The sequence below is a fragment of the Halioglobus maricola genome, assembly GCF_009388985.1.
GTDB classification, from domain to species: Bacteria; Pseudomonadota; Gammaproteobacteria; order Pseudomonadales; family Halieaceae; genus Halioglobus; species Halioglobus maricola.
Map to the genome: position 1 here is coordinate 2,882,063 of NZ_CP036422.1, position 21,899 is coordinate 2,903,961.

Here is a 21,899-nt window from a genome sequence, read left to right on the forward strand (position 1 = left end):
TGTGTCAGTCACAAGCCGCCATCAGATAGACCTGGGCATCCGCTCCTGCGGATGTCAGGCTTACCGGCACACTGACAACAGGTATCAACTTGCTTCGCTCTCGTTTGCCAGCGGCCTGATTGCGGGAAGGCCCTAGTGCCGGTGCATTAAACGCCTTCATACGCTGATCCACACGCGGCGAACCATATAGCGTTGTGCGCATCCGGGGGCGACGCCCAAGCGCCTCTATATGGGCCTCCATTTTCTGGGGTGCCCACTCCTGGCCATGATCGGATCCGGCAGCGCGAGTAATGCTCTCATTCATGAGCGTGCCACCGAGATCGTTCGCACCGGCGTTCAGGCAAGCAGCAATACCCGCCTCGCCCATTTTCACCCAGGACGTCTGGATGTTATCGATTGCGCCGCTCAGCACCAGGCGAGATACCGCGTGCATCAGCACTGCCTCGCGGAAGGTGGGGCCGCGTCTGGCCCGCCCCTTCAGGTACATGGGCGCTTCCATGTGGACAAAGGGCAGCGGCACGAATTCGGTAAAGCCGCCAGTGCGCAATTGCAATTCCCGGACCGCCAGCAAATGGTGGGCCCAGTGTTCCGGCGCTTCAATATGGCCGTACATAATCGTCGCCGTAGTGCGAAGCCCCTCCTTATGAGCGGTTTCCATCACCTCTAGCCACTCGGCGCTATTGAGCTTGTCAGGGCAGAGCGTTGCTCTGACATCATCGTGCAGGATTTCCGCTGCCGTACCTGGCAGGGTATCCAGCCCGGCGTCCTTCAGCTGCTGCAGGAACACATTCAGCGGCAGACCAAGTGTTTCGGCGCCCTGCCACACTTCCAGCGGCGAGAACGCGTGAATGTGCATATCCGGCGTAGCTGCGCGTACTGTGGCGAGAATATCGAGATAGGTCTGGCCAGTATAATCAGGGTGAATTCCACCCTGCATACAAACCTCGCTGCCGCCTCGATCCCAGGCTTCCTCGCAGCGACGAGCGATCTCTTCACCGCTGATGTCATAGGGCTTACCGCGCAAGTTTTCACTCTGTTTGCCCTTCGAGAAAGCACAGAACTGACATTTGAAGTAGCAAACATTGGTGTAGTTAATATTGCGATTGACCGCGTAGCTCACCGCGTCGCCCGCTACAGCAGCACGCAGCTCATTCGCTTGCTGCACCACATAGGAGAAGTCAGCCCCGCGCGCCTCGAACAGGCGAGTTGCTGCGACCTTATCCAGAGTTTCTCCCTGACGGCAGCGACTGACGATAGCTCTAATGTCCTCACTCACCGCAATATTGCCAGCAACCTGCTGCAGTAGTTCTTTTTCCACCTGCGGTACCGGTCGCTCCTCGCCAGGCACCCAATCGTCACGACGGGCAAAACCGGTCGCATCGCACTGCTGCATAACCGCGCCGTGCACCTGCGGGTGCAGCCAGCGCTCAGCCTCTAAAATGTAATCTGGATAAATGGTCAGGCGCTGGTCGAGGAATTTCCCGGCCGCGGCGGTCTCTCTTGCCAATTCCAGCAGGTGTGGCCACGGGGCTTCCGGATTAACATGGTCCGGGGTCAGTGGCGATACGCCGCCCCAGTCGTTGATTCCCGCTGCGATTAATTGTGGCAAGACACCAGGACTCAGATTGGGCGGCGCCTGAATGCTCATTTGCGGCCCAAAGATCAATCGCGCCGCTGCAATTGTCCACAGTAAATCCGCGAGATCAGGCTCAGGCGCCTGCGCCATCTGGGTGCCCTCTTTGGCGCGGAAATTCTGCACAATCACTTCCTGCAGATGACCATAGCGCTCATGTACCCGGCGCAAAGCCAGCAGAGACTCGACGCGTTCGCGGCGAGTTTCACCAATACCGATAAGAATGCCCGAGGTGAAAGGCACCTGGGCCTGCCCGGCCAGGTCCATGGTTTCCAGGCGCACCGCCGGCACCTTGTCAGGTGAACCAAAGTGGGGCTTACCCCGCTCGCACAGACGCTCAGAGGCCGACTCGAGCATAATCCCCATGGATGGACTGACTTCCCGCAGCGAGGCAATTTCCGCGGCAGTCATACAACCGGCGTTGATATGCGGCAGCAAGCCAGTTTCTGCAAGTACCCGTCGGGCTACTTCGCGTACGTATTCAAGCGTGGTAGCAAAACCCATTTCCTGCAGTGCGTCCCGGGCTGCCCGATAGCGCAGCTCGGGTTTCTCGCCAAGGGTAAACAACGCTTCCTGGCAGCCCTGGGCGGCGCCTTCGCGGCAAAGCTCCAGTACCTCCTCCACGGGCATGAACACCTGATCAAGCCGCGATGGAGTCTGGGCAAACGTACAATAGTGGCAGACATCCCGGCACAACTTGGTAAGCGGAATGAAAACCTTGCGCGAGTAAGTGATGACATTGCCGTGGCCGCTGTCGCGAATCGCACTGGCGAGTTCGGTCATGCTGGCAATGTCGTCGAAGCCTGCCAGAGCCAGAGCCTGAGCTTCGCTGGGCATTTGCCCATGCTTCAGCTGAGCGCTGAGAATATCCCAGTCCAGCGCTGGCTCCGGGGTGAATTTATGCACCACATCCGAGCCACTCACCCAGGCAGCCGTATGGCGGCCAATATGCTCGCACTTCAGCAGCGCATCGAGGTCCATCGGCTCATCGATATCCAGGCCTATACCCGGACGTTTGAGTTCAGACGCCGACAGGCCCGCAGATTCAGCCCAGGCACTATGGCGCTGGCAACTGGCAGCGCCGAACTGATAGTTGGGATCCACACCGGAGGCAAGGGCTAGCAGGTTGGTACCCATGGCGGCGTTGTCACTGCCGATAACGACGTCGGTGTTTTCAAGTGCCGTCAGTACCGCGCTGATGTCACTTTCGCGCAACAGCGGTAGATCCGCATGCAAGACCAGCAGCGGCCCTTTCCTGTCGGTGCGTATGTGCTCTGTCGCCGCCGCCAACAATGCGTTCAAGCCCTCGCCGGCCAGCGCCGCCTCAGAGAGCACCTCCGCGCCAAACTGTTGTGCAAGCATGGTGGCTGCGGGGTCGTCTGACACCAATGTGACCGAGGTAACCGAGCGATGTGACGCCAGCACCTGCAGGACATCTGCGGCCATCGCTTGAACCAATGCAGCCCGGTCGGCAGGCCCCAGCAACGGCGCCAGCCGGGTTTTGGCAAGCGTCAGCGATTTAAGGGCAACCAGCGCGTGGGCTTTGTTCACAAGGGCTCCAGTGCCAGGCAATAGCGAGCCAGCGATTCTTTTTGTTGCTGATTTTTCATGACCGTAGGCGCGACAACTGCACGCATCCCCAACTGCTCTATCTCCGGAGCTAGTGTAGCGTCACTTTCATCGATCACGAAATAATCGACCAGCCCTGGATAACGGCGGCGATAGTGCTCGGCAACCCCCAGGGCTGTGACGGGCACATCCAGCTCACGCATCATCTTTGCTGCCGGGCCCTTGATGGCCAAGCCGGAGACTATGGGGCTTACGAACACTACCGGTGCGGCACTGTCGCGCAGGGCCGTCCAGACGCCCGGCACCTGCAGAATAGGATCTATGCTCACGTAGGGATTAGAGGGAGAGACAACGATGCGGCCGTAATCTCCGGCCTTTAACTGACGCAGCACTGACGCGTTACCGCGGGCTGAGGTAATGCCCTCGAAACTGAACCCTGTCACCGGCGGTTCACATTGACGGCGCACAAAATAGTGCTGGAACGGCAGGTTACCTTCATCACAGCGCACGATGGTTCGCACCTGATCATCACTCATGGGATAGATACCCACAGCTATATCCATCTGCTGTGCTAGAGCCGCGACAATATCGGCAGCGCCCCGCCCTTGCCGCTGTGCTTCCGCACGCCAAAGATGGGTAGCCAGGTCTCTGTCGCCCAGCCTGAACCAGGTCTCACCACCGAGACTCTCGAGCGACTCCATACAGTTCCAGCTCTCCCCTTCCAGGCCCCAGCCAAGCGTCTGGTTAGCGCGCCCGGACAGGGTATAGAGAAGCGTGTCGATATCTGGCCAGATCGGCAGCCCCAGATGCTCAAAGTCATCGGCGGTGTTTACAAGAATATCCAGTTCCGACGCAGGCAGAACCTGCGCCAGTCCGAGACACAACTTGGCGCCGCCAACACCACCTGTGAGCGCGAGTGTTTTGCTCGTTTCAGTTGTCGTCATCAGCGAAACATATCCATATGTTTGTCGCGCAGCAGTGACCGCGACCCGGTCTCTGCAGGGCGTAAATTTGCCCCGCGCACATGGACGACGGGACAAGCCTCCGCCGCCTGCCCCATCAGCAGCGAAGCGGCGGCCGCGAGTTCGTCGGCAACCGCTGCTTCGGTCACCTCGAGCACGTTACCAAACATGTCCTGCTCGCCTATCTGATTAAAAAGGGGGTCGAAGCCGGCTGTGCCGATGGCAATACCGACCGTGCCGTTGCGCCAGGCACGCCCGGCACTGTCGTTGATAATAATCTGCGGGGCTGTGCCGCAGCTTACTGCCAGACTATCGCGCAGTTTCGTGGCAGAGGCGTCGGGATCCTGCGGCAGTAACAGCACCCGCGGATCTTCCGGGGTTGTTTCGATATTGGATTTATCGATACCTGCATTGGCGTGCACATAACCATTGCGGTGCTCGACGATCACAACGCCAGGGCGAACGCGCACGACCTCATTGCTTTCCCTGAGAATCAGTTCAGCCTGACGAGGATCTTTGGCGGCACGCTCCGCCAGATCCAGCGCTTCAGGACTGGGCGTGACGTCCGCAAGCCTGACGTAGCAGTTCTCCGCCTTAGAGACGATTTTCTGGGCCAGCACGAGCACATCGCCACGCTGCAAGCGAATGCCATTGTGTTCCAGACTAGAGGCTAGCAGTGCCGACAAGTCGTCACCCGGCTCTACCCGAGGAAAGTCCGCCAAAGCGGTAAGCTGCAGAGAGCCGGTCATTAAAGTCAGGACAAATCAGTCGTCATCAAGACCGGTAATCCGAATACCGGCATGGCAGTTATACTGTTTGTTAATTACGATCAGCACTGAGGTCAGGGCTTCAGCGGCGGCAGCATTATTGATCATACCCGCGTGAAACCCCCGCATGCCGGCAGCTTCAATCAGAGTGATGACTTCCTGCCTTGCAGCCTTCTTGTTGCCACACACAAGGACGTCACAATCGAGGTTACTACCCTCTTGAAGATGCGCAGCAGCCACATTCTGGAATGCAGAAACGACAGCGACCTCTTCACCCAGTAGCTCCTGAGCTATCTGGCCTGCACTGCCGCCTTCCGGCAACTGCACCCTGGCAACCTTGGGCGGCACCAGAGGAACGGTGACATCGATAAGAATCTTGCCCTGCAAGGCCGGCTTAACCAACTCCAGGGTCGACGCCTGATGGCTGAAAGGCACGGTTATAGCGACGATATCGGCCGCCTCGGTCGCCGCCAGATTCTCCATCGCGGAGACCGAAATTTCCGCCACGCCACGTTCCGCCATCACTTCCTTGAGGTCGGAAACTGCCGCATCGGCTTTCTCCTGGGTGCGCGAGCCAATGATCACCTGATAGCCGGCTTGGGCCCAGCGGCGCGCCAGACCGGTACCGAGATCGCCGGTTCCTCCAAGGATAGCCAGTACGGGGAGAGATTCTGTTGTCATGATGTGTTCCCTAGTTTCTACGGATGAGGAGCAGTACAGAAAATCTGACCAAGCTCCGCTTGTCCTTGATACTGCCTGGCGGGTCGCATGGATCAAATGTCCAGCCAACGCCAATTGATTTAGGATGGTTACCGGACCGGCATAGTATGTAATTCGACAAATCACCACAAGCCCGGCGCAGAGCTAGCCAACTGGAGTCAAACTATATGGACAACCCCCTGAATTTTACCGGCCAGACCGTCCTCGTTACCGGCGGCGGCAAAGGCGTCGGCAAGGGGATCACCGAGCGCTTCCTGGAAATGGGAGCGGACGTGGTTATCTGTGGCCGCAACGAACCCGACAAGCTGCCTGCCGCTGGCGGCAAGACCTGCGTATTCACCCCCTGCGACGTCCGGGACCACGAGCAGGTGGAAGCATGTGTCGCTTTTGCCGTGGACAGATTCGGCAGCCTGGACGTACTGGTCAATAACGCCGGCGGCGCGCCCTTTGCTGACGCGGCCACTGCATCCCCGCGCTTTTCTGAATCTATCATCCGCCTCAACCTGATCGCACCGCTCAACTTCGCCCAGGCCGCCAACCGGATTATGCAGAGCCAGGACAATGGCGGCAGTATCATCAATATCGCCAGCGTGAGTACTATCCGGCCGTCCCCGGGCACGGCCGCCTATGGCGCTGCCAAAGCCGGACTGGTCAATCTGGGCAGCTCGCTCGCGGTGGAGTGGGCACCAAAGGTGCGGGTGAATGCACTCGTCGTGGGCCTGACCCAGACCGAACAAGCCCACCTGCACTACGGCGACGAAGACGGCATAGCTGCCGTAGGCGCCACCATCCCGCTCGGACGGATGGCCGTGCCCGAGGACATTGGCAATGCCTGCTTGTTCCTGGGCTCGCCTCTCTCCTCCTACGTCAGCGGTACCAGTTTTGCCGTACACGGGGGCGGAGAAAAACCTGCTTTCCTGAACGCGGCGAACGTCGACAAGGACTGACACCCGAGCCCAACGTCGCCTGTTATACTGCGCCATTGGAATTCGACCCGGCACAGGGAACACCGCCTTGAACAAACTGCTTCACCCGCTTTACGGCTATCCATTGGCGGCGCTGGAATTCTTCCGCGCCATCGGCCAGAGCCTCTCCCAGTTGGGCGAATCACACCTTCCTGCCGAGCGTCACGTAGTGGCCAGCGACTTTTTCGGCGTCAACGTGGCGCCCGGGGAAAGCGCCAGCATAGATGCTTATATCTGCTCTAGGCTGGAAGAACTCAGCATCAAACAGGTGCGGATGCACTTCAGCTATGAGAGCCTTGGCGGCCCGGCAGAGCGCCTGCTCGAACAGCTGCTTGACGAGAAATTCGACGTCATGCTCGACCTCCTGCCGCCTGCGGCGGAGGCACACCAGATCTTCGATGACGTCCAAGTACAACAACGATGGGGGGATTTCGTCGAGGAAGTTTACCGTCGGTTTGGCGACCGGGTACACGCCATCGAAATAGGTAACACGCCCAACCGTGGCAAGTGGTCGGGTTTTACCTCTCCAGGCATTGTCATGGCCACCTATATTGCCAGGCAACGTGCCGAGGGATTGCGCGTCCCCCTGGGTGGGCCCAATGTGTCGGATTTTGAACCCCTGTACAACGCCACATATCTCGGTGTTTTGCGCCATCTACAGGCCACACCGGACATCCACACGGACAATCTGTTTGTCGAGCGAGTGGTCGAACCAGAAGCCTTCGATCACCGGGTCCTGGGGCGACTCGCCAGGGACGTACTCAAGTTCAATCTCATCAAGAAGGCGCGCGTGCTGCGCAAAATGGGAATCACAGCTGGCGCCGAGCGCCTGTACTGCACCTACACTTGCTGGACCATCAAGCGGTTGCAGCGACGCGGCGCCGAGCCAGAACAGAAACGCGCGGACTACCTCGTGAGGTATCTCACTCTGGCCAGTGCCAGCGAAGCGCTCGAGCGTGTCTACTGGGGGCCGCTGATCTGCTCCAGGGACGGCCTGATCGACGACGCCGCTGACGACTACCCGGTCATCGACCAGGTCAGCTACTACCGACACATCCGCGGTGAAGCTGAACATTTCCAGCCCACGCCCGCGTTCAGCGCTCTCGGCCATCTGGTTCCCCGTCTCTCGGGCGCCAGCTGTGAACTATTTCAGCACGACCCACTTGGGCTCAGCATCGCCCGCTATACCTCCGCCGCCGGCAAACCTTTTCTAGTCACCTGGTGCAGAGACGCCATGGTCGTCCCCCTCTCCAAACTTCTGTCACCTACTCAGGTCCAAAGTGGCAGTTTCAGGGATACTTGCGGCAACACCACCGATGCACCAGTTGTCATCACCGAACACCCCTTGTTTATCGACCTGGCAGACGCCGCGGAGTCGACCTCACTGCCGACCACCGACGACCTCGCTTGCTTCGCGCACATCGATCATTTGAGTAGCGCAGAGTGGCAATCCGCGCCGGTCCAGAACGACCACTGGCTGGGCGCCGCCATGCTGCGCTCAAGCGCGCAGAGCATAGACCTCGAAGCGGTGCCTCTCTTATACCCGGCGGCTCTGGGCAGCTACCCAGAACTCAAAGTGCTGCGAGACAAACGCAACCGCCTGTGGAACATTGATGACCCTCGCGGCCCCACCGGTAGTCTCACGGTCAAACTCAACCGGGTGGTTGGGTTGAAAAAGCTCACGTACCGCTTCCGGCCCAGCAAAGGTCGCCGCCACTGGAACAACGCCTGCCAGATGCTGCGACGAGGCGTGGCCACACCCCTGCCAATCGCGTTCTTTGAGGCACCGGAACAAGCCGGAATTCGCGACTCCTGGTATCTGTGCCAATTTGTTCCCGATGCTTTTTCCAGTCGCGATGTTTACCGGGCATTTAACGATGGAGCGCTGGAGTTTCGCGGGCACGACAAGGAGACATGGTTTGACATCATCGCCGGCTTTGTTTGCCATATGCATGACAAACAGGTGATCCACCGGGACCTGTCTTCCGGCAATTTGCTGCTGACCCAGGCGGATGATGGTCAGATAACACCCATGGCCATCGATATCGGTCGCGCCCGAATCTGGTCCGGCCCCGGTTCGAAAGTTCGCCATCGCGATCGTATGCTCGACCTGATTCGCATCGCTTATAAACTGTCCTGGGCCGATCGCGAACAGTTTATCGATATCTATGAGAACCACCTTGGAAAATCGCTGTCGCCGCTGTGGCGGATCCCGTTCCACTACTATGACTACAAGCAGACGATGAAAAAGTGGCTCAAAGGCAAGCGCGGCAAGTAAGGTAGCGAACCGGTTTGTCCCTACGAATTATATCGTTATACTCACTGGTAGAGCCGGCCCACGGCTCCCCACAGCGTTTGTCACTGTAAATCAGGATAAAAATGCCCGCAGCGCAAGGAAAAGCTCCGTCTATCTACGCCACCCTGACACTCGAGAATTCAGCGAGGCTGGCGGGACAGCTGTCCGTAGCTGATCGAGGTGAATTTCTTCTGGCCGGCGTGCAGCTCGTCGAAGGGCCCGCGACAGGAGGCAAAGTCAGCGTGAAGCCCGGCATCAACGCAGCGCTCTATTACGACAGCCAGGACCCTGAAGAGCATGTCGAGGCCAGCGTCGTTGCTATCGCCGGCGCCGACCTGACCTTGCGGTTACTGGAGACTGGTCATCGCGACACTTTGCTTCGGCTTATTGCTGACCACTCGGGCAAAGACATTCCTGGCACAGAGCAGGAGATAAAAGGTTCCAGCGCAGAACATACTCGCCTACTGCGCGAGCTGCGCACGCGATCAATGTTGCGTATTTCCGAGATTCTGAAAAACTTCCTCCACGACCTGGTCCCGCACCTGGTAGATATGTCAGCTCAGGCCGGCAACAGCAATGACCATGGCCACCCTCTCTACGATGGGGCCAATACGATTCGTCATGAGCTGGAAAACCTGCGCCGCGACACGCTGGAGATCGTCGCAGCCTATTTCAACGAACTTTGCCCGCCAGAGGGAGGGCAGAGTTTTGGCCAGGGCGCGATCCCGTCGGACCAACTCGACCTGGTAGACCTGAACAAATTCGAGCACGATCTTGCCATTAACCGCATGGTCACCATGGGTGAAGAACAGCACAGCCTCTCGCTCGAAGCCCTGATCATCCGCACAGCCCAACTGATTAATGCCGCTCCGCTTAAAGTGCGCCTGCCCATACACCCGCGCCAACTCAGCAATGCCTTCCAGGAAACCATCGCCCGACTGGACCTGCCCACGGAAGCCGCCAGCGCGAGCTTCGACTATTTTTCCCGCAAAGTCATTCGCAAACTTGACGAACCCTACCAGTATCTCAATAGTTTTCTGGAGGAACAGGGGATTGGCCCAGGCCTGGAGGAGCGGATTCGCACCAAGGGCTCGCTGCTCCGTGCACCAAGCAAGACTTCATCCGACAGAAGCACCCCCGAGCGCCAGCGGGAGCCCATGGGGCAGAACCTTGATGATGTAGCGCGCAACCTGCCACATGCTGCCGAGGACGGCTACCAGGCCGGGTATCCACCTCAAACGGGTCAGCCACATGCCGCTGCCGCTCATGGACAGGCCTTTACCGGGGCCCAGTCCCAGGGTATGTACGATTCGATTATCAATGCTCTCGCCATGCGGCGCGGCCTCGGCGGGCAGCAAGCAGGCGGGCAGCAGGCACCAGCCGGTAGTTGGGATACCCATCCAGGCGCCGCTCAACAGCAGAACGCAAGCCTGGCCGATGCCCAAACGGTGGCCAATGCACTGGGCAGCATCCAGCGGGATACGCATGTACAGGCTGCACTGCAAGAGGCCACATCGCTGCGCGAGTTTTTAGCCGATCACCGCGAACGTCTGGGCGACTTGCGCGAAACCAGCGGACTCACCGCGGACAGCCTCAATCAACTCGATCTTGTCGACAATTTGTTTGGCACTATCCACTCAGAACTCAACGTCAATGAAGAGCTGAAACCCGCCCTGAGCAATCTGCAAATTCCGTTGGCAAAGCTCGCCCTGCAGGACCAGAATTTTTTCGTCGACAGAAGCCATGTGGCGCGGGGCATGGTCGACAAGCTATCGGCACTGGCCACCTCGGCCAATTTCCCTAACCGGGTATTGGAAGATCGTATCAATCACGTCGTCGACGAAATCGTCAACGACTACGAGCAGGACGACGCTGTATTCGAACGTGCGGTAGAAAAAATCGACCGTCTCGCCGAACAGCAGGAGCGCGCAATAGCGCGCAACGTCGAACGCGTGGTGCGCACTCAGGAAGGCCAGGAAAAACTGCACCATGCGCGCCGCGCTGTCAGCGAGGTCATCAATGAGCGGATCCGGCCACCTGCGGCCCCAAGAGTCCTGCTGGATTTGGTGGAGAGCGGCTTTCGCGACCTGCTGGTACTCACCCACGTCAAAGAGGGCACAGAAAGCCAGATGTGGGCCGATCAGGTCAACAGCCTAGACACGCTGGTCTCCTGGCTGAGTGAGCTACAGGACGGCGATACCAACGAAGAACTGGTCATGCAGCGAGGCCTTGAGGCCGACACCCTGCTCGACATGGTGGGTCAGCAAATTACCGCTGCCCTGCCCACCAACGTCGCGCACGAGAGTGTGCTGGATGAATTGCGTGACATTCTGGCCAGCAACCAGGCGGTGGAATCCGCCGAGATCGATGAGAAAACAGACACCGAGAGCGAATCGGCTGAGGCCTTGCGCGCCAAGGTCAATGAACTGCCCCGCCTGCGCCGCTGGATCCGCCGGGTTGAGCAACTGCAAGCAGATTCCTGGCTGAGCTACCGGGACGCCCAGGGCGAGCGGCACAGGATGAAACTGGCCTGGATCAGCGAGGCCAAAAATCGTTTCATCTTCGTCGACGAAAGAGGACACAAAACCGCTGATCTCAATGCCGTTCAGCTGGCGCGCAAGCTGAGCCAGGGAGCCCAGTCCCCTACCCCCGCTGAAGATCTGTCAGTGGTGGACAAGAGTATCTACCAGACACTGGAGCAGGCGCAGCAGACCCTCAGCTTCTCCCGTAATCACGACACGCTGACCAAACTCGTCAATCGCGAGAACTTTATCAGCCAGATGGGACGCGCTTTGCGCCACGCCCAGCGCAAACAGGCCCAGCACGCCCTGCTCTACATCAACATTGATCAGTTCGACCTGGTCAATCAGGTATACGACCAGGTGAGTGGCGACCAGGTGTTACTGGAATTCAGCAAACTGTTGGCTCAGCTCCACGGCAAAAAATGTTCCTCGGCCCGGATAGAAGGGGACGAATTTTCCCTGCTGGTGCTTGATCGCTCACTGGAACAGGCCGCCCAGCTGGGAGAGAAAATCCGCGCTGATATCGAGGGTGGCAATCTGGAAATCGAGGGAGAGAAAGTGTCCTTCACCGTCTCCATTGGCGTGGCACCGATACTCGAATACAGCCCGCCGGTAGAAGAATTGCTCGAATCCGCCCGCACCGCCATGCTCTACGCCAAAGAACAGGGCCGCAACCGGGTCGAGACGTATCACGAAGACCAGACTCTGGCGACCCAATACCAGAGCGAGAAGGACCGTTCACGGGAAGATCTGGAGCAGGCGCTCGCCACCGACCGGTTCGTACTTCGCGCCCAGCCGATTGTACAAAGTGCAGTCGAAGATGGCAGCGCACGACGACGCCACTACGAACTCTTGCTGGCGCTGCGCAACAAGGACGGCTCCATCAGTTCACCCGAGGAGTTCATCAACTCCGCCGAGCGTTACGGCTTTATGACGCTCGTGGATCGCTGGGTGGTGCGGGAGGCTTTCAGCTGGATCAGCGAATTGATGGACGACCAGAAGGAGGTCCCGCATCTGGCGATCAACCTGTCTGGTGCGAGCGTCACTGACAACGACTTCATGGAATATCTGCTGGAGCAAATCTCTGAATTCGGCGTGGGCACCAGCCTCGTCTGTTTTGAAATCACAGAGACCGGTACCATTTCCAACCTGGTGAAAGCAGCCGACTTCGTTCAGGCATTCCGCAACATCGGCTGCAAATTCTCTATCGATGACTTTGGTACGGGACTCGCGAGCCACAACTACCTGCGCGAACTGCCGGTTGATTACGTCAAGATCGACGGCACTTTTGTCTCCAATATTCACCAGAGCCGCGCCGACTACGCCATGGCCCGGTCGATCAATGATCTGGCCCATTTCCTCGGTCAGGAAACGATCGCGGAATCGGTTGAGAATGATGAGATCATCGAAAAACTCAAAGAGATCGGCGTGGATTACCTGCAGGGCTGGGGCATCGGCAAACCCAAACCACTCGCAGAAGTGACCGAAGACCTCTCCAATATTGAACGTTGACCACCTCGTGGCCGCGACTATCGACACCGCTTACGACGCACTGCTTGGCGCGATTTATCAGGGTCCGCTAGAGGACAAGCCCTGGCAGAGTGCCCTCCCCGCCCTGCGCGAGTTCCTGGATGTGCAGGTTGTGTCACTGGTGCTGCGCCCGCCCTCTGCCGGCGACCCCGGCCTGATTTTGAATAGCGTCCGCCCCGACGGTTCGGACGCCGCGGAATCTGCCAGCCCTGACGATTGGGAGCTGACGGCCTATCGGGACGAGTTTTTTTCCCTTGACCCCTTCGTTAACCTGCCACTGGATGAAGTCACTGCGCTGGAAGATATCCTGCCAGACGAAGCGCTGATGGAATCCGATTATTACCGCCAGTATCTGCACCCGATTGGCCTGTTTCGAATACTGGGGGTAGATACCGCGGAATCTGGCGGCATGCTCGCGCGGTTGCGCCTGTCGAGGCGAGAGGAAGAAGCCAGATTCGACGCCGATGACCGGGCCTTGCTGACCCGCCTCACACCGCATCTGCGCCGTGCCATCGAGTTGTACGCCGCCTTGAACCGGGCCACTTCAGAGCGAGATGTCTACGCCGGCGCCGTGTCCCAACTGGCAGTGGCAACGATTATCCTCGATGAGCAGGCCCGGGTTCTCAACGTCAATCCTATCGCACAGGTCCTGCTCGAACAGGCCGACGGACTCTCACTAAGAGGCGACACCCTGCAACTCGCGGGCCGGGATGCCCATCGCCAACTACAGGAAGCCGTTGCCACAATCATCAGCTCCCAGCATCAGGGCCAGCCCTCGGTTGCGCGCGCCCTGCGGGTACCCCGCTCAGGTGCGCGAGCCGACCTCGGTCTGGTGGTGCGTCCGGTGCCCCATTCCGAGTGGAGCCAGGGGCAGTCTGGCCCCTGCGCGGCGGTCTTTATATCCGACCCGGATTTACACGAACCTGCCTCAAAACAGGCCCTGGGGGACCTGTTCGAGCTCACCCCGGCCGAGGCCAATCTGGCGATTCTGCTCACGCGGGGACTGAGTCTTGCCGAAATATCAGAGGCCCAGAACATTTCCCAGCACACCGCACGCGCCCAGCTAAAATCCATATTTGCGAAAACGGGCGTCTCGCGTCAGGCCGAACTGGTCAGGCTCATCATCAAGAGTGTCGCCTCACTGGGATAGATTTCGTCCGCGACCCTCGTGGGCAGGCGACCGATATACAGCTGTTGACGCAGATCAACGAGCCTTTTTGAGGTTCTTGCTATGGTCGCCACCTGTACCATCGCAGGCTGGAACCCACCATCAATATGCCCACTGACTTTCTTGCATCGACCACTGTTCCCCCCGAATTCATGGAGGACATGGCATTGGCACGCAAATATGCCTGCCAGGGACCCCGCTATACCTCCTACCCCACTGCGCCGCAGTTCCGCCAGGATTTCCCGATGCAGAGCTACCGCAAATGGCAGGGCACCGACGGCGACCACAAACGCGAGCCGCTCTCGCTCTATTTGCATGTCCCGTTCTGTAACGACATCTGCTACTACTGCGCCTGCAACAAAATCGTCACCCGGGAGAAAGGTGTTGCCCAGCGATACCTGCAGCGCCTACAGACTGAAATTTTGATGCAATCCGAACTGGTAGGCGACCAGCGTCCTATCACCCAGATGCACTGGGGCGGCGGTACCCCAACCTATCTGGACCATGCCCAGATCACCGAATTGATGCACCTGCTGGCAAGCCACTTCAAGCTACTGGACAAGGGCTACCGCGAGTACTCGATCGAAATCGACCCCCGCACTGTCGACCTGAGTACGATTGCCCTGCTCAAAGGCGTCGGATTCAACCGCATCAGCCTGGGTATCCAGGACTTCGACCCGCTGGTGCAGAAAGCGGTCAATCGCATCCAATCTTATGCGGACGTTGCCCATTTGGTGGACAGCGTGCGCAGCCACGACTTCCGCTCCCTCAGTTTCGATCTCATCTACGGCCTGCCCCACCAGGACCGCCTTACGATGGAAGAAACCCTGCGCAAGGTCATCGCCCTGCGGCCGGACCGCATCGCCTGCTATAACTACGCCCACCTGCCAGAGCGTTTTCTCAGTCAGCGCGCTATCGACCGCCTCACCCTGCCAGAACCCGACGAGAAACTGCTGCTGCATGAGCTGATCAGTCGCACGCTGCAGGATGCTGGCTACGAACTGATCGGAATGGACCACTACGTACTCCCCGACGACGAGCTCGCTATTGCCCAGAGCGAGGGCCGTCTGCAACGTAACTTCCAGGGCTACTCGCTGCGCATGGCAGACGACCTGCTGGGGCTGGGTGTCTCTGCTATCAGCCAGATCGGCGACTACTACCTGCAAAATGAACGAGAACTGGACAATTATTACGCAATGATTGACGCCGGTGAGCTGCCTGTCACCCGCGGTTGTATGGTGACCGACGAGGACAAACTGCGCCGCCACGTGATAATGAGCCTGATTTCGGACCTGAAACTCGACCTGGGCGATGTGAATCGTCAGTTCGGTATAGACTTTAGTCGAAAGTTTGCCCGCGAACTGGACGCCATTCAGCCCATGGTTGGAGACGGTTTCCTGACCATTTCCAACGAACAGATCACTATCCACAAACGCGGGCGCCCCTTCCTACGCAACATCTGCATGCCTTTCGACGCTTACCTGGGAGCCCATCAGGGGGATGAACCCGCGCCAAAATTCTCTGCTACCGTCTGAGCCAACTACAAAAATCACATTACAGGCTATGCGAAATTTCGATTATAATTGAGGTTGTTCTCGCGCAAAGGTTTCCACATGACGAACATTGCTCAATCGGGGAGTGACAGCGCCAAAGCGTGTACCCACGACTTTCAGGTCAATTGCGGCAACTGTCGCCTGAACAGCATTTGCCTGCCTCTCGCTCTCGAGAGCGATGACATCGCCCAGCTAGACGAGATAATCCAGCGCAGCAAACCACTACAGAAGAACCAGCATCTGTACCGTGAAGGCGATGACTTCCAATCCGTATTCGCTGTGCGCTCAGGCACCCTGAAGGCCTACAAGACAACGGATGATGGCCGCGAGCAGGTCACCGGCTTTTATTTCCCGGGCGAAATCCTCGGCATGGATGGTATTTCCAACAACGCACACGCCTCGTCGGCAAAGGCCCTGGAAACCTCCGCGGTCTGTGAAATCCCCTTTACCTCACTGGAAAAGCTCAGCGCGTTGATGCCCAATCTGCAAAGACACTTTTTCCAGCTGATGAGCCACGAAATTACCGAAGACCAGCAATTGATCACGCTGCTGAGTAAAAATTCAGCCGATGAACGCGTGGCCTCATTGATGCTGAGCATTTCGGAACGCAACGCGCGCCGCAAGCTCAGCGCCACCAATTTCCGTCTGCCCATGTCGCGGGTAGACATCGGCAATTACCTGGGTCTGACGGTAGAAACCGTTTCCCGGGTCTTCAGCCGCATGCAGAAAATGGAAATTCTGCGAGTTGACAACAAGGAAATCGAAATTCTGGATGCCAGGGGCCTGAGGAACGTAGCAAACCTCACCAGTTAACACGGCTCTGTCGACAGCTAATCCCCAAACCGGGGAAGCGTTATCGGCGTCAATTTCTACCTTGATACACATCAAGGTGAATTGTTCTGGACACCCTAGAATGCACGACAATTACCAGCGTAGCTTTGGGGAGAGAAAAACCTAATGATTCAGCACACCTTCGGCCTGCTTGTTAAGCCCAGTTCTCAGTGGAAGAGCATTTCTGAGCTGTCAGACAGCTCCTTTAAGACCCTGCTGCTCTATCCCTTGATCCTGTCACTTATTCCTGCGGTTGCCTGGTACTACGGCACCACGAATGTCGGCTGGACTGTCGGCGATGGCGAGAGCATCAGGCTAACGAAAGACAGTGCCCTGCAAATATGTATTCTGTTCTATATAACGCAAGTGGCATGCCTCGCCGTACTGGGCTACTTCGTTCACTGGATGAGCGACACCTACGGTGCACAATCCACGATCGCCAAGGGCATCATCATCTGCTCGCTGGCGGCGACCCCCATGTTTATCTTCGGTGCAGTGGGTTTCTTCCCGGTGCTGTGGCTGGATCTGCTGATCGGCATTGTCGCCGTATGCTGGGCGGTTTACCTGATGTACTTGGGAATCCCCATCGTGATGAACATCCCCGAGGAACGCGGCTTCCTGTTTTCCAGTGCGGTGATGGGTGTGGCACTGGTACTGCTGATCTGCATTATGGTCGGCGCAGTGATTCTGTGGGACTTCGGTGCGGCTCCGGCCTTCACTGACTGACCCGTACAACAACGATTTTAGTTTTTCTCAAAATCTGACTTTGGAATGAAACCATGAGCGAGCTTAACTCCGCACTGGAACATCCCACCTATAACTATAAGGTGGTGCGCCAGTTTGCAATCATGACAGTCGTCTGGGGGATCGTGGGCATGCTGGTAGGCGTAATTATCGCCGCCCAGCTAGCCTGGCCCCAGCTCAACTTCGGAATCGAATATCTGCACTTCGGGCGCCTGCGCCCGCTGCACACCAACGCAGTCATCTTTGCGTTCGGTGGATGTGCGCTGTTCGCCACGTCGTACTTTATTGTGCAGCGAACCTGCCAGGCGCGCTTGATTTCAGACAAGCTCGCCGCCTTCACGTTCTGGGGTTGGCAACTCGTCATTGTTGCCGCAGCGATCACTTTACCTCTTGGTTTCACGTCTTCCAAAGAATACGCAGAGCTGGAATGGCCGATCGATATCCTGATCACCCTGGTTTGGGTGACATACGCGATCGTATTCTTCGGCACTATCATGAAACGGAAAGTGCGCCATATCTATGTCGCCAACTGGTTCCTGGGGTCCTTTATCGTCACAGTCGCGGTTCTTCACCTGATGAACTCCGCTGCCATCCCTGTCTCAGCATTCAAGTCCTACTCCGTTTATGCCGGCACCGTCGATGCGATGGTTCAGTGGTGGTACGGCCACAACGCAGTTGGCTTTTTCCTGACTGCTGGCTTCCTGGGCATGATGTATTACTTCGTACCCAAGCAGGCGGGTCGACCCGTCTACTCCTACCGTCTTTCTATTGTGCACTTCTGGGCATTGGTCGCTGTCTACATCTGGGCCGGCCCTCACCACCTGCACTACACCGCCCTTCCCGACTGGGCCCAGAGCCTCGGTATGGTAATGTCCCTGATCCTGCTGGCACCTTCCTGGGGCGGCATGATCAACGGCATGATGACCTTGTCAGGCGCATGGCATAAGCTGCGTACCGACCCCATCCTGCGCTTCCTGGTCGTGAGCTTGTCGTTCTACGGCATGTCCACCTTCGAAGGCCCGATGATGTCCATCAAGACCGTGAATGCGCTGTCGCACTACACGGATTGGACCATCGGTCACGTGCACTCCGGTGCTCTGGGTTGGGTCGCCATGATTTCCATAGGTGCTCTCTATCACCTCATCCCGATTCTGTTCGGCCGCGAGCGCATGTACTCCACCGACCTGATCAACGTGCACTTCTGGATGTCGACTATCGGTACCGTACTTTACATCGCGTCCATGTGGGTAAACGGCATCATGCAGGGCCTGATGTGGCGCGCCTACAACCAGGACGGCACTCTGACTTACAACTTTGTTGAGTCGGTAGCCGCGTCCTACCCTGGTTATGTTGTGCGGGTACTCGGTGGCGCGATCTTCCTGGGTGGAATGTTCATCATGGCCTACAACGTGTACATGACTACTCGCCAAGATGTCGAAGCCCAGCCGGCACCGGCTGCAGCAAGCGCAGCCTAAGGAGCAATAGACAATGAAACATGAAGCAATCGAAACCAATGTCGGCCTGATGATCGTTGGCATCATCATTGCCATCAGCTTTGGTACGCTGGTGGAACTGGTGCCGCTGATGTTCCTCAAGGAAACCAACGAGCCCATCGCTGGCCTTAAACCACTGCCCGCGCTGGAGCTGGAAGGCCGCGACATTTACATCCGGGAAGGCTGTAACACCTGTCACTCGCAAATGATTCGCCCGCTGCGCGCAGAAACAGAGCGCTATGGCCACTACTCAGTGGCTGGTGAATTCGTCTACGACCACCCCTTCCTGTGGGGTTCCAAGCGCACGGGGCCGGATCTGGCACGCGTGGGCGGCCGATACTCCGACGACTGGCATCGCGCGCACCTTTACAACCCGCGCGACGTGGTACCGGAATCAAATATGCCTGCATTCCCGTGGCTATTTGAGAAAACAATCAGTGGCGACAAAACCGGTACGAAGATGGAAGCGCTGCGTACGGTTGGCGTACCCTACACCGACGATGACATTGCCGGCGCTAAAGCCGCGGTGGAAGGCAAAAAAGAAATCGACGCTCTGGTTGCGTATTTGCAACAACTGGGCCTGCTACTGAAATCGAGGCGCTAACACTATGGATATCAACGATCTTCGAGGGATCAGTACCGCCTTCCTGATGTTCACCTTTATCGGAATGTGTTTCTGGGCCTATAGCGGTAAACGTAAAAAAGCATTTGATGAAGCGGCCGAACTGCCCTTCGCAGACGAAGAGCTGAATCAACGCACCATGCAGGAGGAAGCAAGGAATGACTAGTTTCTGGAGTTTGTGGGTAATCATACTCACTTCGCTCACCATCATTCTGGTTACCTGGGTACTATTCGGAAATCGCTCACGCGAAAACCCCGAAGCCAAGACCACTGGCCACGTCTACGACGGTATTGAAGAGTATGACAACCCAATGCCGGCCTGGTGGTTCATGATGTTCGTGATCACCATCGTATTTGGTATTGGCTACCTGATCGTCTATCCCGGCATGGGCAACTATGAAGGCGTTCTCGGCTGGACCCAGGTGAAGCAGCACGACAAGCAAGTGGCCGCCGCCGATGAGCGCTACCGCGACATGCGCGACCGCTACCTGGCTCTGCCGATAGAGGAAATTGCGTCTGACCCCGCTGTGCGCAAAATGGGCATGCGGATGTTCAGCAACAACTGCGCCCTGTGCCACGGCGCGGATGCCAAGGGCGCCTACGGCTTCCCCAACCTGACCGATGATGACTGGTTGTACGGCGGCAGCCCCGATGCCATCAAGGCCAGTATCGTTCATGGCCGGCAGGCTGCAATGCCGCCCTGGGGTGGCATCCTGGGAGATAAGGGCGTGGCCGACGTCTCCGCCTATGTGATGTCGCTGAGCGGCCGCGAAGTGGATCCTGCCCAGGCCGAGGAAGGGAGCAAGCACTATCAGACTTACTGCCTCGCTTGCCATGCTGCTGATGGCACTGGCAATCCCGCGCTCGGCGCACCCAATCTCGCCAACGGCATCTGGCTGTACGGCGGCTCAATGGAGCAGATTAGCCACAGCGTGCGCGCTGGCCGCAACGGTGTAATGCCCGCTCAGAAGAAATTGTTAAGCGAGGACAAAATTCACATCCTGACCGCCTATGTCTACGGCTTGAGCAATTAACCCAGTAGCAATCCCCAGCTGTACCGGAGGGACCAGGTTCTGGTCCCTCCGCCTCACTCTAGCGAGAACATCGCCATGTCTGACAAGGATCTGATCGATCTTACTGAAGTTGCGCCCGCTGAAGTCGGCGAAGTCGATCTCTACCAGCGCCGGGAGCGAATCTACACCCGCAAAGTCGAGGGTTTCTTCCAGAAAATCCGTCTCTATACGGGCTGGCCGCTACTGCTCGGTTACTACCTGTTGCCCTGGCTCACCTGGGACGGCCGGCAAGCTATTCTGTTCGACCTGCCCGAGCGCAAGTTTCACATCCTCGGCTTGACCTTCTGGCCGCAAGATTTCCCTATGCTGGCCTTCCTTCTCATTATTGCCGCATACATGCTCTTCGCGGTGACTACCTTTGCCGGCAGAATCTGGTGTGGCTATACCTGCCCGCAAACCGTTTGGACAACGATGTTCATGTGGTGGGAACAGAAAACCGAAGGCAGTCGCAACCAACGAATAAAACTGGACAAGAGCCCGATGTCATTGGAGAAGTTTCGCAAGAAATTTCTCAAACACGCAGGCTGGCTGTTTATCGGCTTAACAACCGGGGTCACCTTTGTCGGCTACTTCTACGGCATTCGCGAACTGTTGACTGACCTGATCTTCGCCCAGGCCGGCGGCTGGGCCTACTTCTGGACCCAGTTTTTCACCTTCGCTACCTATATCAATGCTGGCTGGATGCGAGAGCAGGTGTGCAAATACATGTGCCCATATGCGCGCTTTCAATCTGTCATGTTTGACCAGGACACCCTGATCGTCTCCTATGACAAGACCCGTGGTGAAGCTCGCGGAAGCCGAAAAAGAAAAGCCGATCCGAAAGAGTTAGGGCTGGGCGACTGTATCGATTGTGAACTCTGTGTTCAGGTATGCCCTACCGGCATCGATATCCGCGACGGCCTGCAGTACGAGTGCATCGGCTGCGCCCTCTGCATCGATGCCTGCGATTCGGTGATGGAAAAAATGGACTACGACAAGGGCCTGGTTCGTTACACCAGTGAGCGCGAACTCGATGGTGGTGGTAAAACCCACTGGATGCGCCCGCGTATTATCGGGTACATCGTAGTGCTCTGCGTGATGGTCGGCGTGTTTTCCTACAATATGGTGTACCGTGTCCCACTGGAACTCACTATCATCCGCGACCGAAACCAGCTCTACGTCACGACAGACAGCGGCGCAATTGATAACATCTACACGCTGCAGCTGGTGAACATGGATCCAGATATGCATGAATTCGAGATTTCAATCAGCGGCCTTGAAGGCGCCGAAATCATCGGTGAAACACATCACACCCTGGACGGTGGTGAGGTTCGCTCGATCAGCCTGCGTATCAGGATGGAGCCGGGCATGCTGGACAAGCCGAGTACAGGTTTCGACTTTACCGCTCAGGCCACGGACGCCGACGCACTTAATATCGTCCATGAATCCCGCTTTGTGAAACCGCTTTAGGA

Annotated in this window: 16 protein-coding genes; 12 read left to right on the forward strand and 4 right to left on the reverse strand. The window is 57.7% G+C overall.

Going from position 1 to position 21,899, the window contains the following annotated elements; genetic code table 11:
* Positions 1-4: 4 nt before the first annotated feature.
* Genes cofH through npdG form a run of 4 tightly spaced genes read right to left on the reverse strand, consistent with a single transcriptional unit; the run spans position 5 to position 5,612 of the window.
* On the reverse strand, positions 5-3,184 hold the full coding sequence (gene cofH, locus EY643_RS13170; RefSeq protein ID WP_153239670.1) for a 5-amino-6-(D-ribitylamino)uracil--L-tyrosine 4-hydroxyphenyl transferase CofH: 3,180 nt from the start codon (positions 3,182-3,184) through the stop codon (positions 5-7).
* Positions 3,181-4,146 carry a 2-phospho-L-lactate transferase gene (gene cofD, locus EY643_RS13175; RefSeq protein WP_153239671.1) on the reverse strand — a complete coding sequence of 322 codons (966 nt, stop codon included), beginning with the start codon at positions 4,144-4,146 and terminating at the stop codon, positions 3,181-3,183. Before cofD ends, cofH begins: the two co-directional genes overlap by 4 nt.
* A complete protein-coding gene (cofE, locus tag EY643_RS13180; RefSeq protein ID WP_153239672.1) occupies positions 4,146-4,913 on the reverse strand; it encodes a coenzyme F420-0:L-glutamate ligase in 768 nt (255 codons plus the stop codon). The genes cofD and cofE overlap by 1 nt, the downstream gene beginning before the upstream one ends.
* 15 nt (positions 4,914-4,928) lie before the next feature.
* On the reverse strand, positions 4,929-5,612 hold the full coding sequence (gene npdG / locus EY643_RS13185) for an NADPH-dependent F420 reductase (protein ID WP_153239673.1): 684 nt from the start codon (positions 5,610-5,612) through the stop codon (positions 4,929-4,931).
* Between the two features lie 206 nt (positions 5,613-5,818).
* Between npdG and EY643_RS13190 the strand changes: the two genes are divergently transcribed.
* The 12 genes from EY643_RS13190 to ccoG all read left to right on the forward strand — a co-directional run bounded on the left by EY643_RS13190 (position 5,819) and on the right by ccoG (position 21,897).
* Positions 5,819-6,598: an SDR family oxidoreductase gene (locus EY643_RS13190; protein WP_153239674.1), complete on the forward strand. Its 780-nt coding sequence runs from the start codon at positions 5,819-5,821 to the stop codon at positions 6,596-6,598.
* 67 nt (positions 6,599-6,665) lie between these two features.
* Positions 6,666-8,894, forward strand: coding sequence for a lipopolysaccharide kinase InaA family protein (locus EY643_RS13195; RefSeq protein WP_153239675.1), 2,229 nt, complete (start codon positions 6,666-6,668; stop codon positions 8,892-8,894).
* Positions 8,895-8,995: 101 nt separating this feature from the next.
* Complete coding sequence (locus EY643_RS13200; RefSeq protein ID WP_153239676.1) at positions 8,996-12,946, forward strand: DUF1631 family protein; 3,951 nt, start codon at positions 8,996-8,998, stop codon at positions 12,944-12,946.
* On the forward strand, positions 12,936-14,114 hold the full coding sequence (locus EY643_RS13205; protein ID WP_153239677.1) for a helix-turn-helix transcriptional regulator: 1,179 nt from the start codon (positions 12,936-12,938) through the stop codon (positions 14,112-14,114). The genes EY643_RS13200 and EY643_RS13205 overlap by 11 nt, the downstream gene beginning before the upstream one ends.
* Before the next feature lie 125 nt (positions 14,115-14,239).
* Positions 14,240-15,667, forward strand: a complete 1,428-nt coding sequence (gene hemN / locus EY643_RS13210; RefSeq protein ID WP_153239678.1) for an oxygen-independent coproporphyrinogen III oxidase — start codon at positions 14,240-14,242, stop codon at positions 15,665-15,667.
* A gap of 78 nt (positions 15,668-15,745) precedes the next feature.
* Positions 15,746-16,498 (forward strand): fumarate/nitrate reduction transcriptional regulator Fnr, encoded by a 753-nt coding sequence (fnr, locus tag EY643_RS13215; RefSeq protein WP_153239679.1) that lies wholly within the window; start codon positions 15,746-15,748, stop codon positions 16,496-16,498.
* A 144-nt stretch (positions 16,499-16,642) separates the two neighbouring features.
* Positions 16,643-17,242, forward strand: coding sequence for a Yip1 family protein (locus EY643_RS13220; protein WP_153239680.1), 600 nt, complete (start codon positions 16,643-16,645; stop codon positions 17,240-17,242).
* A gap of 53 nt (positions 17,243-17,295) precedes the next feature.
* On the forward strand, positions 17,296-18,735 hold the full coding sequence (ccoN, locus tag EY643_RS13225) for a cytochrome-c oxidase, cbb3-type subunit I (RefSeq protein WP_153239681.1): 1,440 nt from the start codon (positions 17,296-17,298) through the stop codon (positions 18,733-18,735).
* Positions 18,736-18,748: 13 nt separating this feature from the next.
* Positions 18,749-19,357, forward strand: coding sequence for a cytochrome-c oxidase, cbb3-type subunit II (gene ccoO, locus EY643_RS13230; RefSeq protein WP_153239682.1), 609 nt, complete (start codon positions 18,749-18,751; stop codon positions 19,355-19,357).
* A gap of 4 nt (positions 19,358-19,361) precedes the next feature.
* Positions 19,362-19,541, forward strand: a complete 180-nt coding sequence (locus EY643_RS13235; protein WP_153239683.1) for a cbb3-type cytochrome oxidase subunit 3 — start codon at positions 19,362-19,364, stop codon at positions 19,539-19,541.
* The gene (ccoP, locus tag EY643_RS13240; protein ID WP_153239684.1) at positions 19,534-20,409 is read left to right on the forward strand and encodes a cytochrome-c oxidase, cbb3-type subunit III; all 876 of its coding nucleotides are present in this window, start codon (positions 19,534-19,536) and stop codon (positions 20,407-20,409) included. The genes EY643_RS13235 and ccoP overlap by 8 nt, the downstream gene beginning before the upstream one ends.
* A gap of 75 nt (positions 20,410-20,484) precedes the next feature.
* Positions 20,485-21,897 (forward strand): cytochrome c oxidase accessory protein CcoG, encoded by a 1,413-nt coding sequence (ccoG, locus tag EY643_RS13245; protein WP_153239685.1) that lies wholly within the window; start codon positions 20,485-20,487, stop codon positions 21,895-21,897.
* Positions 21,898-21,899: the final 2 nt, after the last annotated feature.